We start from the raw sequence: 17,084 nt of genomic DNA, 5'->3' as shown, positions 1-17,084 counted from the left end.
TCCTTTCCAAAGTCTTACAGGCTGATCTGCTTACGCTCCTCATCCGTCAGCCGCGCCCGCGCCTGTTCACTCAGCGGCCCCGCGCCCAGTACCTGCACTGGGCTGTTGGGGTTGTAGCCAGAGGTTTTCTGCGCCGGTGCAGGCTCCTGTGGCAATGGCTCGCTGCCGAGGCTCAACACCTCAACCGTCATGATCGACGGCCGGCCCTGCTTGGCCGCTGCCTGCTGGCTGCGCGCCGCGTCTTCCGCCGCCTGGGACGCCGCCGCCCCGGCCGCGCTGGCCGAACTCATGGCGTTGGTGTTGACCGCCGCAGACACCGGCACCCCGGACGACTTGCCCTGAGTCTGGATGTTCGCCGCGTTCACCACACGCAAGGCGGCGATGTTGACGTTGCCCGACACACGAATGCCCGCCTCGCCCGCATCGATGGTGCCCAGCGGCGCGATCAGGTCGATGTCCCCCGCCGGCACTTCCGGAATCGGGTTGAGCGTGGCGATCCCCGCACCCGTGCTCGGCACCGATGGCGACAGGCCCACATTGCCCCAGTTGTCGTAGACACGCTTGGGCGGCGTGTACACCACGGTGGTCTTGGAGCCACGCCCGGCGTTGATGTCGCCTTCGCTGGTCCAGCCCATGATCGAACCGCCAAAGGTGGTCATGATGCGGCTCTGGCCAAGCAGGATGCTGCCCAGGGAATACAGCTGGATGTCCCCCGCGCCCTGGGTGATCACACCTGCTGTCGACGGCGGCGCCGTGCCTTCGATGCCGAAGGTCTGGCTGCCGCCGGGGGTGAGCATCTGGATCGAGCCACCGAAGTTGGTGTGCACGCCCGCGCCGCCGAACATCGTGATGTCGCCTTTGTAGGTGACCGGGTTGCCGGCCACGTCCTTGTCCGGGAACAGCGCTGCAATCGCCTCGCGGCCACGCAAGTAACTGCCCTGGCGCACGCTGCCCTCCTGGTTGTACTCACGGCCGGCGGCCTTGAGTTCAGCGAAGTACACATCGCGGGCAAACACCCGTTGCTGTTCAGCCGGCAGCGCCGTGTAGTAAGCGCGGGCCTGAGTGGTGTCGCCGACAAAACCGAAGCGCTCGGCCAACCAGCCGATCAGCTCGTTTTCGTAGGTCTTGGCCACCTTGCTGCCCTGGAGCGACTCGCCCGGCTGCGCCAGGTTGACCGGGTTCAGGTAGGCCTCGACGAAACGAAGGTAATCCGGGCCGTTGGGGCCTACACCGGCTTGCATCACGATACTGGCGCCAGGGCGGTTATCGCCTGCGGCCACCGCGCCGAGGCTGGTAATGCCGACTTTGTCGTCCATCAGGATATTGCGGCCGGCACTGACTTCCAGGGTGCCCGGCCCTGCGACGTTAAAGCTGCTGAAGAGAATGTCGCGGCCGGCGCTGACGATGGAAACATCGGTGGGTCCGTTGTGCATGAACAGATTACCGACGATGCTGTATTCGACAGCCCCCGCGTCACCACCGCTGGCACCGCTCAATCGTGTACCACTGCCGACGATGTCTCGCCCGGCCGACATCCACACCGCACCTGCACCTTCATGATAGGTCTGCCCAAAACGCGGGTCAGTCGAGGTAGTAATGGTGATCGAACGCCCGCTGTTGACACCCAGCAGGTCACCGGTCAAGGCATAGAAACGCGCGGGCTCCAAGGCATCTCCCCATGAGGTGCTGGCAGTATTTGCACCGAAAGCAAACAGAGGCGCAATGCCACCCAGTTCGGCGCGAACAGCATCCGTGGAAGCATTACCGTCCACAAGACGATAAACGCCGGACACAGGGTTTTTTACGTACCCTTGGAACGCTGGGCGCAGAATCGTCGCCAGGGTATCCGCAGCGGCGCTGGAGCGGCTGATGGTCAAGTCACCGCCATAGATAGAGTCCCCCGCCAACAGCTGCAGTTGACCCTGCGCAGACGGCGCCAACACCAGCGCTTTGAGCGGAGGTGGAGGACTGGTGTTGAAGGCCGAGGCACGCCCGTAATACAGGCTGCCGTTGGCGGCTACCGCGCGTAATGTGGCGGGATACACCGCAGCCATATCCGATTCAGTGGTGTCGGTCAGCGGCGTGAGATTGCCACCCGCGGAGAACAGGTCGATTGCAGTGCCAGGGGTCCACAGGCTGAACCATGTCTGCCCCACCCCCATGACCCCATTGTTGTCATACGCCCACGTATTCATCTGTGGCGCACGCCCCGGATCCGCGACATCCTGCAACACCAGATCACCGCGAGTGGCCAGGCTGAAGGTCGCGTCACCCGGCATCAAACTCCACCCCCCGGCCGCCGTGGCAGAGGTTGAGCGTATCGAATCATAGGCGCGTGTCTCACTGGGGCTCTGATTCTGGGGCTGGTTGCCATAACGCAAGGTCAGGCTACCCAGGGCACCGCCCGTCAATTGAACATGCCCGCGCAGATCCACCACCGCGCCGTTGAGATGGCCCGTTGTGATTTGACTGCCTGGGTTCACGGCCCCACCTACCCGAACATTCAGATCGCCACCCCCGGTGAGCTGCAGGCTGCCATCCGCCGCGACACGGCCAGTGCTGCCCACCGCCAGCACCAAACCTTGGCTACGGGCGTTGACGTTCACAGGTACAAAACCCGTGGCCAGTGGCCTGATGATCCCGGCATCGCCGCCGACGTCGACATTCAGGTTACCCCCGCCCAGCGTGCCGAACCCGGTGAAACCGAGCATGTGATCAGGCGCATTGTTCAATACATAGTTAGGGGTATAAGCGCCAAAGTTGATCCACCAGGCGGTTGCCTTGGCCTGGCTACCCGACAGGCCGTTGCCTTGACGCCACAACCAAGCGCCTACGTTGGCGGAGTCATAACCCACATCACCCGCGACCGGACGCCCCAGATCCCCAGCCTCACTGGTGATGTTCCCCGTCAGGTTGCCGCCCGTCTTCACCAACAAATTCCCCCCGCCTTCCGGGAACCATTCGCTGGACGCACTCGCGGCGGAGCTGCCGGCGGTATAGACGCCAAACAACGAATCCATGCTCAGGTCGCCCCCGGCCAGCAATTCGAGGTCCGCCGCGCCAGTGCGGATCACGCTGAAACGCGGGCTGCCGCCCGCCACCAGGTTATTGACTGACGAGTGACTGTCCGCCAGGCGCAGATTGCCTGCCTGTGGATGGGGCTGCAGCAGGCGGCTGTCCGCCGCCTGGGTATCGGCCCCGGCCACCAGACGCATCGACCAAGACTGCGAACCCTCTGGCAACATCGGCGCCACTGCCCAAAGCTTGCCCTGCCCCCCCGCACGCAGGTCTACCGACGCGACGCCACCCGGCAACTTGACGTTGGTGCCCACTGGCAACAGCGCCCCACGCGGCAGCAGCTTGGCACCACTGAGGGTCACCGTCGCGGCGCTGCCCAGTTTCCCCGGTAACGGCACGCCTGCCGGCCAAGTCATCACCCGCACACTGGTGAGACTCACCAACACCGTACCGGCATCCAGGATGCTGCCGCTCGGTAAGCTCACGCGTGCGGTCAATATCGTGCCCGCCGGATACAACACAGTGCCCGCGGCATTACGTACAGCACCCGCCAGTACCGTACCGGCCGGCAGTGCCAACGTCGAATTGAGCGTCACCGCCACCGGCAACCGCGTACCGATAGGCAGGCTGCGGGCCTTGATCGGCAGGTCGAAGTTGAGAATCGTGCCGCCAGGGAACGTGGTGCCGTCCGCCAGGGTCACGCCGTCACCCGGCACCGTGATCGTACCGCCGGTGTAGTCGATGCCGGCACGCAGCACCCAGCCTTTGTCATCCGGAGTCGCCCCAGGCTCTGCAAAACCGTCGTTGATGCTGCCGTAGATATTCAGGTCACCGCCGGCACGCAAGGTCAGGCTGCCGGCCTCGGTCACTGCATGGGTCGGCGACGTGAGGCTGGCGTAGCGATAGCCGGACAGGTTCAGGTCACCCTGCACCACCAGGTCGCCATCCGGGGTTTTGCTGATGATTTCAACGCCAGGGCGCAGGTGGAAGGTATCGCCGTAAGTGGCGTTGTTCAGGCCGGCCAGCTTGTTTTGCAACAAGTTTGTGTTTTTCAACGCCTCAGTGATGAATGTCGTGCTCAGCCCATGGATGTCATTCAAGTAATCCTGGGTGATTTCCTGATACGGCTTGCCGCTGGCAGTCGGATTAGTCTTGGTTGGCGCGTCGTCGTAGGTGACCATGCCGTTGAGGTTGATCGAGCGCGCGCCCACGATCGTCAGGTTGCCGCTGGCGTCGATCGCAATGTCGTTGGCGCCCAGGCGCGGTGCATTCAGCTCCAGCGTGCCGCGATTGCGCCCGTCATTGCCGGTGGCGGTTTCGGTGCCATGGCGCACGTCGATGCGCATGCCATCGGCCAGGGTCAGCTGGCCGGTGCCGGAACCCAGGACCACAGTGGCGCGGTTCGGCGAGTCGATGATCTTGCCATAGCTGTCCACGCGTAATTGCGTGCCATGGGCGTCGAGCACAGCGCTGCCATCCAGGGTCAGGCCGTTCTTGCCGGCCAGGTTGATATTGCCCACGCGCTCGCCGCTGGCGTCCACCCGGCCGGTCACGCGCAGACTGCCATTGTCCACCGAGACATTCACGGTGTTGGCCTTGACGTCGTTACCGATGATCAAGTCGCCCTGCTTGAGTTGGAAACTGCGCGCACCGTACACCTGGCCTTGGTTGAGGCGCTGGTTGAGGGCGGCGAATTGGTCGCTCAAGCTGCCACTCCCCCCCAAGTGCTGGGCCTGGACCTCCACCGCACCTGCCTGGTACGGCACCAGGGTGCCGCCGGCATCGTAGTAACCGCTGCTGCTGCCAAGGATCTTGCCCGTGAGGTCGACGGTGCCGGCCGCGCCACCGACAGCCACGGCGCGCAGTTTGCCTGCCTGGTTGTACTTGGCCGACAGGTCGATGGTCGAACCCGCCGCCTGCAGCACATTGCCCTCGCGGCTTTCCAGCAACACGTCGCCGCCGGCGCTGTATTTGGTCAGATCATTGAACGCAATGTCCCGGCCGGACACATCAATCGATGCGGTATCGGTCAGCACTACATCACCACGGGCGCCCAAGGTGACTTTGCCGCTGGGCAGTACCACCGCGCTGGCCACTCGCAGGCTATCGCCCTGCAAGGACAACTCGCCCCCCAGGCCCTCCACCTTGCCCACCGGGCCGGCCGAAGCACTGATATCAATCGCACCACCGGCGGTGATTTTGTTCACCGAGCCGGCCTCACCCGTCATCAACGGGGTCAGGATATTCAGGTTGCCGCCGCTGTAGGCAAAGCCCTTGACTTTGTCAAAGGCGCCCTGGCTTTGGTACACCGAGAGGCTGCCCTTGTGATTGGCCGTGATGCGATCACTGGCCTTGAGGTTGACGTTGGCAAAGCCCAGGGCCAGACGGTCCAACGTCGCCGCCGTGCTGCTCTGGGCAAACGCGCCATAGCCGAATTCGATGCGCTCGGCGTTGATATCCAGGCGCCCGTTGCCAGTGCCCGCACCGCCCGCCACCACCGTGCCAGGCAGGGCCTCGGCGCCTTGCCAGATCAAGTTGGCAGTGCGGATGGTCGCCACATCACTGGCGCCTCCAGAGCCGTAAATCGCCGGTGTGGAGAGCATCAAGTTGTTCAGCAGCGACTTGCCGGTAACTGCGTCATAGGTGTCCAGGGTCGTGGTGCCATAGAAGTTGAAGCTGTCCCGTGCCGACAACTGCAAGGTTTCCAGAGCCGGTGCGCCAAATTGGGTATCGCCGCGCAGCAGGCGGTTGAGCACGTCTTGAGTGAGGGTCAACCCTGCCGGCAGACGATTGGCCGCCGCCGCATCTGCCAAGGCTTGCGGGCTGCCGACGTTGATACTGGTCAACCCCAGGTTGAGGTGGCGGGTGCCGTAGCGCACCTGGTCACTCATTTGCAGGGTGCTGTCGGTCAAGGCGACGATACTGCCTTCTGAATACAGAGCCGTTTGCCCACTGCAGGGCGCACTGTTGCAGACCCCGATCTGGATACCCTTACCCGCCAGCGGTTGCGTCTTGGCAACCACATTGAGCAAGCCATTGGACACCGCCAACACGTTGGCCAGGTTGTAGACAAAGCCATCGCGCGCGTCATAACTGGCCTTGCCACGTCCGATAGTATTGATCGAAGCGCCCTGCTCCACCACGATGGATCCGCTGGAGGCCACCAGGAACACCTCCGGCGCCGCCAAGGTCGCACCGTCGCGTAGGATAAGGGCGCCCGTGGTGCCGCCGGCCACTTCAACGTAGTTACCACCCTGACCGTAAACGACGACAGTCATCCCGCCGATCATCAAGCGGGCAGCGCCCAATGCATTGAGGCTTTCCGCATCCAGGGTGACGCCGCTGAACCCGTTGCTAACCTGCTTGCCTGGCCCGACGATTTCGATGTCCTTGCCAATTGAGCCTGTGTTCATCACCGACACGGTGCCGCCGAAACCGCCCGTGGCGGCTTCAAAGCGCCCGACGCCCTGGAACGAAAACGCATCTGCGCCCGCACCAGCTTGCAGGGCCAATTGCAACGTCTTGGCGTCCACCGGCAACAATGGCCGTGGCACACCGAGCCTGGCGGCATCGGCCATGGCGAATTGCGCATAGCCGGTTTCGTTGTACTGGGAGTAGCGGCGCAACGTATCGGCGGACGTCAGGATCACTTGGCTCGCGATGCTGTTGGCGATCCCGGTATTGGCGATAGACAGACGCCCCGCCGTCGACCAGGAGCCGTTGCGCATGGCCTGGGCCAAGCCTTCACTGCCGACGCCGGCCAGGCCGTTGATTTCTACTCGGAAAGCCCCCGGCATCAAGGCATAGGTGGACGGCATCAAGGTATAGGTACCCGCCGCCAGCCCAGGCACGCCTGCGCCTATCGTGATTTGCTGGCCGATCAGCGGGTCGACTGCGCCGCCTTCGGGCGCCACCGGCGCGTAGCCCGGTTGCGCGCCTGGCACAATCGCATAGATCGGGTTGGTCGCCAGCCCCGGCAGCACAAACCCGCCGTTGGCACCGAACTGCACCAACGGGTTGTAGCGGGCGTCCGTAGAGCCACCACGCCCGGAGACAAACCCGGCGCCGAGCAGTTCGCCACCGCCGGACAAATCCAGGGTGGCGTCAGGTAGCACCGCCACTGACTGCCCGCCCATGATCACACCGACGCTCAGGCCAGCGTTCGCGTTCAGTTTGCCGCCCTGGCCAAGAAAGGTGACGGTCTTGCCGTTGTACTGATAGATCTGGCCATCGGTCGTCCCGCCGTAAGGCAGTACCAGGCCCTTTGCGCTCACCGAGGTGAGGCTGCCGGGCAACAGTTCGACCTTGCTGGTCCCCCGATTGCCGATTTCGATCAATCCCAACGGCGCACGTACCACCCCACCTTGCTTGACAGTGGGGCCGCCCAATAGCAAGCGGCCGAACGCCGAGTACGGTATGGCAGCGTTGCCATTCCCGGCGTGAGCGATGGTCAAAGTACGGGTTGGATCGTAGGAGAAGCCTCCAGTGGGGTCGCCACTCAGGTAGCCCGCCAATACCCGCGCCCCGACTTCCGTCGCTGGATACAACTGCGCCGCGCGCAGCGTCATGTCCCCCTGGGTCATCAGTTGCGTACTGATACCTGTGGCGATCACATCCGCCCCCGCTCCGGCCAGAAAGCGCAGGTCGCCCTGGCTGGTCAGTTGCACATCATCGAACCCGCGACGGTCGACGTTGACCAGGCTGGTGTCGCTCAGCGGTAGGTTACTGTTATTGCCGAACAGGACATTGCCGCGCACATCGATCAGGTTAGCGTTTGCCGCAAACAGCGCTTGGCTCGTGCGCTGCGACATGCCGGTGGTCAATACCGGGTGCAGATACTGGTCCTTGGCTTCCAGCGGCTCAAGGATGCCCGCCAGTAACAGGTACGGCGCCGACAGGTTGATACGTGAGTTGGCCGCAGCCTGCTCTGTCAGGCCCATGGCGCCGCTGTAGAGGCGCAGGCTCTGGCCCATTTTCAGGGATACGTCACCGTCGAAGCCCAGCATTCCGTCGCTCAACACAGCGAGGTTGTCGAAACCGCCAGCGCTGACCTGGTCCACCCCAAGGCGACCATGGCCATATTCCAGGCTGGCGGCCGCCGCGTCGGCAGTGTCCGGCAATGTGCTGCCCTGGTGGGTTTGGCTCAGTACCAGTTCGCGAAGGGTAAGCACGCGGTCGGTGACCGCATTCTTGGCATAGTAAGGACTTTCCAGGGCCACGGACAAACTGCCCCCCGCCGCACCGGCGCCACCGGCACGGGCGAAGAAGCTGCCGTCCAAATACAGGCCGTTGTTGGACGCGAAGCTGATGCTGCCGCCATTGCTGGCCACCTGCACCCGACCCTGGCCTGGAACATCCAGCGCCGCCTGGGTACCGGACGCATCCAGGCGTGCGCCGTCGCGCACCACCACAAACAAGTCGCTGGCCTTGGCAATGCCGGTGGCCAGGTCGATGTCGCCGCCGATGCTGATCTTGCCGCCATTGCGCACCTGGCCGTAGACACCGCCACGATTGTTCACCGCCGTGAACGCGCGGGAGGCGACGTCGATCAGCGCGTTCTCGCCCACCCAGATCGAGCGGCCATGGCCAGCGGCGTTGACCGCCTCGGAAGCCTGCACTGTCAAGCCGCCGAGGCTGACGCTGCCGCCCCAGGCATTGAGGGTGCCGTCCAGGGTAAGTTGGCCGACGCTGCGCAGGTTGATGCCCTGGCCGGGGTCGACGTTGATGACCGCGCCCTTGCCCACGGTCAGGGCGGTGGTTGCCAGCTCGGCGGCGGTCGAATCGCGATGGCCGGCGGTCAGTGCCAGGCTTGCGCCGCGGCGCTGGGTCAGCACGCTCTTGGCGGCGTCTTCCTGGTAAAGCGCCGGTGTCCAGCGCTCCAGGGCAGTGGCAGGGTCGCTGCCACTCGGAGTGGATGACGTCTGCTGGCCCAAACGGTAGACCGGTGTGGTCACATCCACCTGGGTACCGTCGGTGACCAGCAGCCCTTCGTTGCCGGTGATGTCGTAGGCGGAGAAGCCCTTGTTGAAAAAATCCCCGGCCAGTTTCAAGGTGTCGGCGGCGGGCACCGTGGCACTGTCGCCGATCTGTACCTTGCGCGCCTGCAACGCCAGGGTGCCGCCGCCCGTGACGCCGTAGCCGCGAATCTCACCGCCTAGCGCCAATGCAGCGAGGGACGCCAAGGTCACGTCGCCGCCTTTGCCGCCGATGAGCTTGCCATCCACACCAAGGGTGGCGCCGGAAGAAGCGTCTACCACACTGCCGTCTGCCAGGTTCACATTGCCGGTGCCACGCAGCGATATTTTGCCGCCATTGACATAGGCCACGCCGCCGGTATCGGCAGGGTTCAGTGGCAGGTTGTTCCAGCGCCCGCTGGCGTCCAGTTTCACGCCGCTGGCGAGGTTGACGGTGCCCGCCCCCGCCACGATGGCATCCTCAACGGCCCCGGCCTTGAGCGGGTTGACCTGGCCGAGGATATTGCCCGCATTGAGACTGCCGCCATGGGCGGTCAGGTTCGCATTGATATCAACCCTAGGTCCGAACAGGGTGATATCACCGCCGTCCGCCACCTTGAGCGCGCCGTTGACGGTGATCTGCTGCGTGGCGCCGACCTTGATCGCACCCAACTGGTAACCGTTGAGCTGGTCACTGTCGAGCACCATCTTGCCTTGGCGGTCCGCCGGCAAGGCGGTGGTGAGGTCCAAGCCGTCGGCGATTTTCTGCGTATTACTATCGATCAGCACCTGGTCGGCGGTGCCGCTGAGGGCATAGCGCAAGGTGCCGGTGGTCTTGTTGTAGATCGGAATGTACTGGCCGATGATCAACTGCGCCCGCCGGGCCATGGCTCTCTGGGATTGCTGGTAACCGTCAAGGTTGATGTTCGGCGCCTGGGTCTGGCGGTCGCCCTGGAACACATCACTGATCACCTGGCCTTCCAGCACCGCGCTAGAGGTGCCTATCACCAGCTTGCCGGCGTCGCGGCCCACGGTGTAGCCGGCCTCATAACGACGTTGCGGCGCAATCAGCGGGTTGTAGTAATACTCGGTTTGGCCCCAGCGCACGCTGTTGTCTTCATAGCCTTTGTACAACCCCGAGTAGAGGATGTCGCCCGGCGCCTTGGACAGTTCATACAACCGGCCATTCGGGCCCTTGAGCCAGGTCTGCTGGATATAACCGGCCTGCACATCCACGGTGCCGCCGGACAGGTTGATCTGCGCGCCCTGCTGGGTCACCACATCGTTGCCGGTAAAGGTCACGGTACCGCCCTGGGCCATCCATTCGCCGACCGAGTGGCCCTGGGTGCCGAGGTAGCCACCCACCTCCAGCAGGCCGCCAGCGGTGTACCAACGATCCGTCGCATAGCCGTTGGTGCCCGCTGGTACAAACACCAGCTCACGCAGGTCCACCCACACATCGTTGTTGATCAGTTGCCCGCCGTCTCGGTTGACCGGTGCATCGCGCTGCTCGTTGCCCTGCACGTTGATCTTGATGTTGTTGGATTCCATCGACACCTTGACGCCGACCGCACCCGACACATCGATCATCGCGCCATCGCGCACCAGGCTGCGCCCGGTTGCACTGACCGCCACCTGGCCGCCGGTGGCGAGGGTGATCGAGCCTTTCTGGAAGTCAACCGTACCGCCGCTGACGATCTCGATGCGTGACTGGTCAGTGCGGTCCGCCACGGCGCTGAGGTTATTGAACTGGCCGGTGATCAGGTTCGCGGGCGTGCCGTCGAGCTTGATCAGGCCGTTGTCCTTCTGCCCGTTGAGCGCGGTGCTGCCACTGCTGTCCAGCAGGATCGCGGTGGTGCTGCCCTCGCCCAGGGTCACGCTGCCGGTGCTGTCGGTGGTGGAGTTGAGCAGGTGAATCGTGCCGCGTGTGTCCACCGAGGTGCTAGCCAGGGCCACGCCGTTTTGTTGCACCTGATGCCCGGTCAGGGTGATGTCGCCGGTGGAGGCCATGATCAGACCGCTGTTGGTGACTTTGCCGGCGCTGCTGCCGGCGTTGAGACTGGTCGCCACCTCGTTGCCGCGCGTGGTGGAGCGGTCGTTGCCGGTGGTGCCGACGCCCTTGCGAATGTAGAAGCTGTCACCGGCGGCCAGGGTGGTCTGGCCCTTGGCGGTGATGATAGTGCCGGCGTTTTCCACTTCCGCGCCCAGCAGCAAGGCGTAGCCGCCCGCTTCGGTAGACGTGGCCGGGTTACGGGTCTGGATCACGGCGCCGCGTTGCACCTCGACTTTGCCTACCGCATCGGTGAAGGTCGGCTGGCTGCCGTTAGCGTCGACGTAGAGGCCGCGCTGGGTGAACTGTTCGTCGGTGATGGTCGCTGCCGCCGCCACCAGGTTACGCACGTTGACCTGGCTGGTGCCGCTGAATACCACGCCGTTGCGGTTCATGATCATCACCGTACCGGCGCCATTGATCTGGCCCTGGATCTCGCTGGGCCGCGCGTTGGGGTCGTTGACGCGGTTGAGCACCGCCCAACTGGACTGCTGCTGGAAATCCACGGTGGTGTTGCGCCCGACGTTGAACGTCTCCCAGTTGAGGATCGCCTTATCAGCGGTCTGCTCGATGGTCACCGTGGTCTTGCCACCGGACTGGCTCTGGGTCGGGCCCTTGGCGTTGGTCCAACCCTGGGTCAGGCCGTTGTCCACTTGCAGGCCACCCTTGCCCAGGCCATCGGGAATATTCGAGACCTGGCCGAACGCCGCCTGGCGCCCCGCCGCTTGCGCAGCCTGCTGGGCCGCAATCGCCGCGACGCTGGTGTTCAAGGTGCTGATGGAGCGCGACAACTGCTGCTTGACCCGCGCCTGCTGGTTCAACGATGGAATCCCCGGCACCTGGCCCGCGCCAGTGCGCGCCGCCGTGGCCGCCTGGGACGCGCCCTTGTCGGCAAACCAGCCGGAACTGAACGCTGTGGCCGCCTGGGCATTACCCGCCACCATCAACAGCGCAATGGCATGGGCCAACGGCTTGAGGCGCAGGACAGTCGCTTGGGCTTTCAGGTTTACCGGTGATTTGCAGCGGACCATCTGGAATCTTCCTTCTTTGTTTTAGCCCAGGGGCAAGACAAGCTCACGTATGAGGGTTAGGCGGTTGGCGAGGGGCGCGACTGAACTTCTGTCATGGAAAGTTCACATCCGGCTGGTAACGCGGGACAAAACGACACAAACGCAAAAATCAGCAACGGCACAGGCCGTTGCTGATCGGGTGTTACAGGTCGGTGAAAACTTGGGTTACAGCGGACGACCTTTGCCGTTGCAGATGTTGGTGTTGCCGATGCTCAGGTCGCTGCTGGCAGTCAGGAAAGTGTCGGTGATGGCGGTTTTCCAGTTAGCTGGCAGTGGCACGAAACGGTTGGCCGAAATGGCGGCGTCGTTGTTGGCGGTTGCGCCGAAGTGCTTGGTGAAGAAATCACGCACTTGGGTGGTCTGGCCGGCGTTGGCGTAGCACTGGCTGAAGATCAGGTTGGTGAAACCGAGGATTGGGTAACCCGAAGTCGGGTAAGCCACAACGCCGGCGGTACCCGCTTTACCGAACACCGGAACCCAATTGTCCTGGTTGGCGCGGATGCTGGTAGGGCTGGTGGCAGGCACCTGTACCAGGCCGATGGCTGCCGAAACGTTATCAGGCGCTGGCGACACACCTTCGATGCCGTTTTCTTCGTCTTTACCTACGCGAGCAACCTTGGTGGCGTCGTCCAGGCCTGCCAAGGTGGAAGCAGCGTAGTCAGGGCTCATGTAGGTGATGCGGCCGTCGCTGGCGGCCAGGGCAGTCATCACACCTTGGCTACCGGTAGCCGATACAGCACCTGCAGGCAGGCCGCCGGCGTAGCTGGAACCGAACGAAGTGGTGATAGCGAAGGCGCCAGCCTCGGTGCACTTGGCATTGAGGAAGCGGGTGAACAGCTCAGTTGTGCCGCTGCTTTCGCTGCGGTAAACCACAGTGATCGGGCCGGTACGGTCGGCGCCGGAGATTTCGCTCCAGTCAGTGATACGGCCGGAGAACACGCCGCACAGTTCCTGGACGCTCAGGTCAACGTTGGCATCGCCAGCCTTGTTGAACGGAATGGCAACCGACGTGGCCACCGAAGGCACCTGGATCAGCTTGCCCCAGGTAGGTTGCTTGGCAGAGGCGTAGGTCGACAGTTCAGTCGCGGTCAGCTTCGAATCGCTGCCAGCCCAGTGCACGTTCTTGTTAGTCACGCCAGCCACGAACTTGGTGTAGTCGTTGTTCAGGAAGGCAGCCTTGCCGTTGCCGCTGCCCACGCCGATGTAAGGGGCGAAACCGGCAGTGAGTACGCCGGCAGTCTGGTACAGCGGTTGTGGCAGAGTTGCGCCGCCGCCGTTTACGTCAGCGAATGCAGCCTGTGCCGAGCACAGTGCAGCGAGGGTCATGGATACCGCGAGAACGTTGCGCTTAAACATGAAGAATCTCCTTTCGTCGTGTTTGTACGTTTGGGGTAGATGGCTCTTGCATGACGCCATGGCTTCGGTCCCAAGCCGTATTGCGGGGGTGGCTGGGGGTGAAAACCATGGAGAGAAAGTCGCAGTTTCCGATGACAGCTGTGGGAAAAAACCTCGGGAGGAACACCTTGATTTTTAAAAAGATTCTCGGGTGTTTTGGTCATGGTTTTGAGCGGTTTGGGCGCAGGTGACAGCAAGGTTTCAGCAACGGTCGAGGGCCCTGGGCTGGAGACAGCGCGGGCCGTGTGACGCGCAAGAAAGATGACGGAATGAGGAACCCGAGGTCGGTCGGGTGAGCTAGGTGACCAGTTGATTGATTTCAATGATCGGCAACAGCACCGCCATGACAATCACCAGCACCACAGCGCCCATCACCACGATCATCAGCGGCTCCAGCAACGCGGTCATGCCCATGGCCCTTCGCTCAATATCCCGCGACAACGTCTGCGCCGCACGCTCCAGCATCGGTGGCAGCGAGCCGGTTTTCTCGCCGCTGGCGATCAGGTGGATCAGCACCGGCGGGAACACTTTCTCCACCGCCAACGCCGGGGCCAGGTTGACGCCCTCGCGCACCTTGGCAGTGGCGTCGTTGACGCACTGGCTCAGGCGATCATTGGACAGGGTCTGCCGCGCCGCTTCCAGGGCGCGCAACAACGGCACCCCGGCACCGCCGAGAATCGCCAGGGTCGAGGCAAACCGCGCGGTGTTCAGGCCCAGCACAAAACGCCCGATCAGCGGCAACCCCAAGACACGGCTATGCCAATTCAAGCGCGCCACCGGGTTACGCAAATACAAGCGCCAGCTCCAGAAGCCGCCAACGATCCCGGCAAAACACAGCCAGCCCCAGGCGCGAATAAAGTCACTGGCGTTGAGCATCGCCAGGGTCAAACCCGGCAAATCCTGACGCGCCTGGGAAAACGCACTGACCACCTGCGGCACCACGTAGCTCAGCAGGAAAATCACAATGCCGATGGACACCAGCCCCACCACGCCGGGGTAGATGAACGCGGTGAGGATCTTGCCGCGCAGGTTATTGCGTTCCTCGATATAGTCAGCCAGGCGCTCCATCACCTGGGCCAGGTCGCCGGACTCCTCCCCCGCCGCAATCAACGCGCGGTAGATCGACGGAAAATCCCTCGGCCGCGCCGCCAACGCGTCCGCCAGACGCATGCCGCCGCGTACGTCGGCGCGCACAGCGGCAAGGGTCTGGGCGATGTGTTTTTTCTCGGCCTGCTCCACCGTGGCACTCAAGGCGGCTTCCAACGGCAGGCTCGCGCCCAACAGGCTCGCCAGTTGCCGCGTGGCCCACGCCAGGTCGTTGTCCGATAGTTTGGCGGTGAACAGGCTGCTGCCAGCCGCCGTCTGCTGGCCGCCTTCGATCTGCACCAGCAATGCCGTCAAACCCCGGCTACGCAGGTTGGCAAACGCCGCGCTCTGGCTGTCGGCCTCCACGTGCCCAGCCTCGACTTTGCCGCTGGCATCGGCGGCTTCATAACGATAGCGATTCATCAGGCGTCCCGTGTCACACGCAGGATTTCTTCGGGCGCTGTGGCGCCGCTGCGCACCCAGCGCTCGCCGTCTTCACGCATGCTGAACATCCCGGCTCGGCGCGCGGCCAGGCGCAGGTCCTGCTCGTTGGCCCCTTGGTGGATCAGGCTGCGTACATCGTCATCGACGCAAAACAATTCATGGATACCGGTTCGGCCGCTGTAGCCGATCTGGTTGCACTGCGCACACCCAACCGGACGCCACGTGCCCGGCGCGGCCGGGTCTTCCTGCTTGCAGTGCGGGCACAGGCGACGCACCAGGCGCTGGGCCAATACACCGAGCAACGACGAGGCCAACAGGAACGGTTCGACGCCCATATCAATCAGCCGGTTGACCGCCGACACCGCATCGTTGGTGTGCAAGGTCGCCAGCACCAGGTGGCCGGTGAGCGAGGCCTGTACGGCGATTTGCGCGGTCTCCAGGTCACGGATTTCACCGATCATGATGATGTCCGGGTCTTGGCGAAGGATCGCCCGCAGGGCCAGGCCGAAGGTCATGTCGATTTTGGCGTTGACCTGGATCTGGCTGATGCCCGGCAGGTCGTATTCCACCGGGTCTTCCACGGTGAGGATGTTGCTGGTGCTCGCATCCAGCCGCGCCAGGGCGGCGTACAGGCTGGTGGTCTTGCCACTGCCGGTGGGGCCGGTGACCAGCACGATGCCGTGGGGTTGGCGGATCAGCGTGTCCAGGCGTGCCAGCAATTGCGGTTCCATGCCCAGGGTTTCCAGCTGCAGGCGCCCGGCTTGTTTGTCCAGCAGGCGCATGACGACGCGTTCGCCATGGCCGGTGGGCACCGTGGACACGCGAATGTCGATGGGCCGCCCGGCTACGCGCAGGGCGATACGGCCGTCCTGGGGCAGGCGTTTTTCGGCGATATCGAGTTGGGCCATGATCTTGATCCGTGAGACCAGCGCGCCATGCAGGGCCTTGCGCGGCGAGACCACGTCACGCAGGGTGCCGTCGACGCGGTAGCGCACCACGGAGTGGGTTTCGTAGGGCTCGATGTGGATGTCGCTGGCTTCGTCGCGGGCGGCTTGGGTGAGCAAGGCGTTGATCATGCGGATCACCGGGGCACCGTCCTGGGTGTCGAGCAGGTCGGTGATTTCGGGCATGTCTTGCATGAGGCGGTCGAGGTCGACTTCGTTTTCGGCGGCGCCCACTACGGCGGCGGCACTGCCGGTGTCGGCGTAGGCGCTGGTGAGCAGGCCGTCGAGTTCGTCGTCGCGCACGTGTTCGATGTGGGATTGGCCGAATTGGCGGTGGACTTCGCTGATGGACCAGCCGGGGGTTGAGGGGCACACGGTTAGCAGGTGGCCGGCTTCGGTGGGGCGTAGGAGGATGCGTTGGGATTTGGCCCAAGCGTAGGGCAATAGGCTCATGAGTTTTGCCCTGGTTGTGGGTGTACATATCCGTTTTTTGGGTAACGGCGGCTATTGGTTCCGCTCTTACAGCGGGTCACTTTGGAAAAGCCCCAAAGTAACCAAAGGGCTCTTGCCCCAACACTCGGTACCTCGCCTAGGCTCGGTATGCCCGTAATCCGACAGTGATTTGGGGGGCCGCCGCCACGCGCCATCCATGGCGCGGGGCGGCTAAACCGGCATCCCTGCCGGTTTACCCCCCAAATCCCTGCCGAATTCCGGCCAGCGTGTTTGACGGGGCGCCTAAGATCAAAATCAAAATCAAAAGCACAGCGGCCTGACAGCCGGCTTGAGTGGTGTGGAGCAAAGGCTGTTTTTTGTGCACCGCAGATGGCTTTTCTGTGGGAGCTGGCTTGTCGGATCGCCGCACCGCTGCGATGCGGGCGCCTTGGTGAATCAGATAGACCCAGGCGATACATTCGCAGGCAAGCCAGCTCCCACATTTGGCAAGGGTCGACAATAAGAAACCGGTCGGCTCTAAGGCCGCCGCGCTCTGCTTTTGCTTTGGCTTTTGATCTTCGGCGCCCCGTAAAACCACGCTGGCCGAACGCAGGCTTGAATCCGTGGGTAACCCGGCAGGACGCCGGGTTAGCCGCACTGGGCCATGGATGGCCCATTGCGGCGGCCCACG

Annotated in this window: 4 protein-coding genes; all 4 read right to left on the bottom strand. The window is 63.6% G+C overall.

Going from position 1 to position 17,084, the window contains the following annotated elements; genetic code table 11:
• Positions 1–14 precede the first annotated feature (14 nt).
• The gene (locus AYR47_RS18840; protein WP_061436295.1) at positions 15–12,053 is read right to left on the bottom strand and encodes a filamentous haemagglutinin family protein; all 12,039 of its coding nucleotides are present in this window, start codon (positions 12,051–12,053) and stop codon (positions 15–17) included.
• A gap of 204 nt (positions 12,054–12,257) precedes the next feature.
• Positions 12,258–13,448 carry a substrate-binding domain-containing protein gene (locus tag AYR47_RS18835; protein ID WP_033901450.1) on the bottom strand — a complete coding sequence of 397 codons (1,191 nt, stop codon included), beginning with the start codon at positions 13,446–13,448 and terminating at the stop codon, positions 12,258–12,260.
• Between the two features lie 336 nt (positions 13,449–13,784).
• Positions 13,785–14,996 carry a type II secretion system inner membrane protein GspF gene (gspF, locus tag AYR47_RS18830; RefSeq protein ID WP_033901449.1) on the bottom strand — a complete coding sequence of 404 codons (1,212 nt, stop codon included), beginning with the start codon at positions 14,994–14,996 and terminating at the stop codon, positions 13,785–13,787.
• Positions 14,996–16,414, bottom strand: coding sequence for a type II secretion system ATPase GspE (gspE, locus tag AYR47_RS18825; protein ID WP_033901448.1), 1,419 nt, complete (start codon positions 16,412–16,414; stop codon positions 14,996–14,998). The genes gspF and gspE overlap by 1 nt, the downstream gene beginning before the upstream one ends.
• Between the last annotated feature and the right edge of the window lie 670 nt (positions 16,415–17,084).

The sequence above is a fragment of the Pseudomonas azotoformans genome (assembly GCF_001579805.1).
Taxonomy (GTDB): domain Bacteria; phylum Pseudomonadota; class Gammaproteobacteria; order Pseudomonadales; family Pseudomonadaceae; genus Aquipseudomonas; species Aquipseudomonas azotoformans_A.
This window is presented reverse-complemented; position numbering and strand designations above follow the sequence as displayed.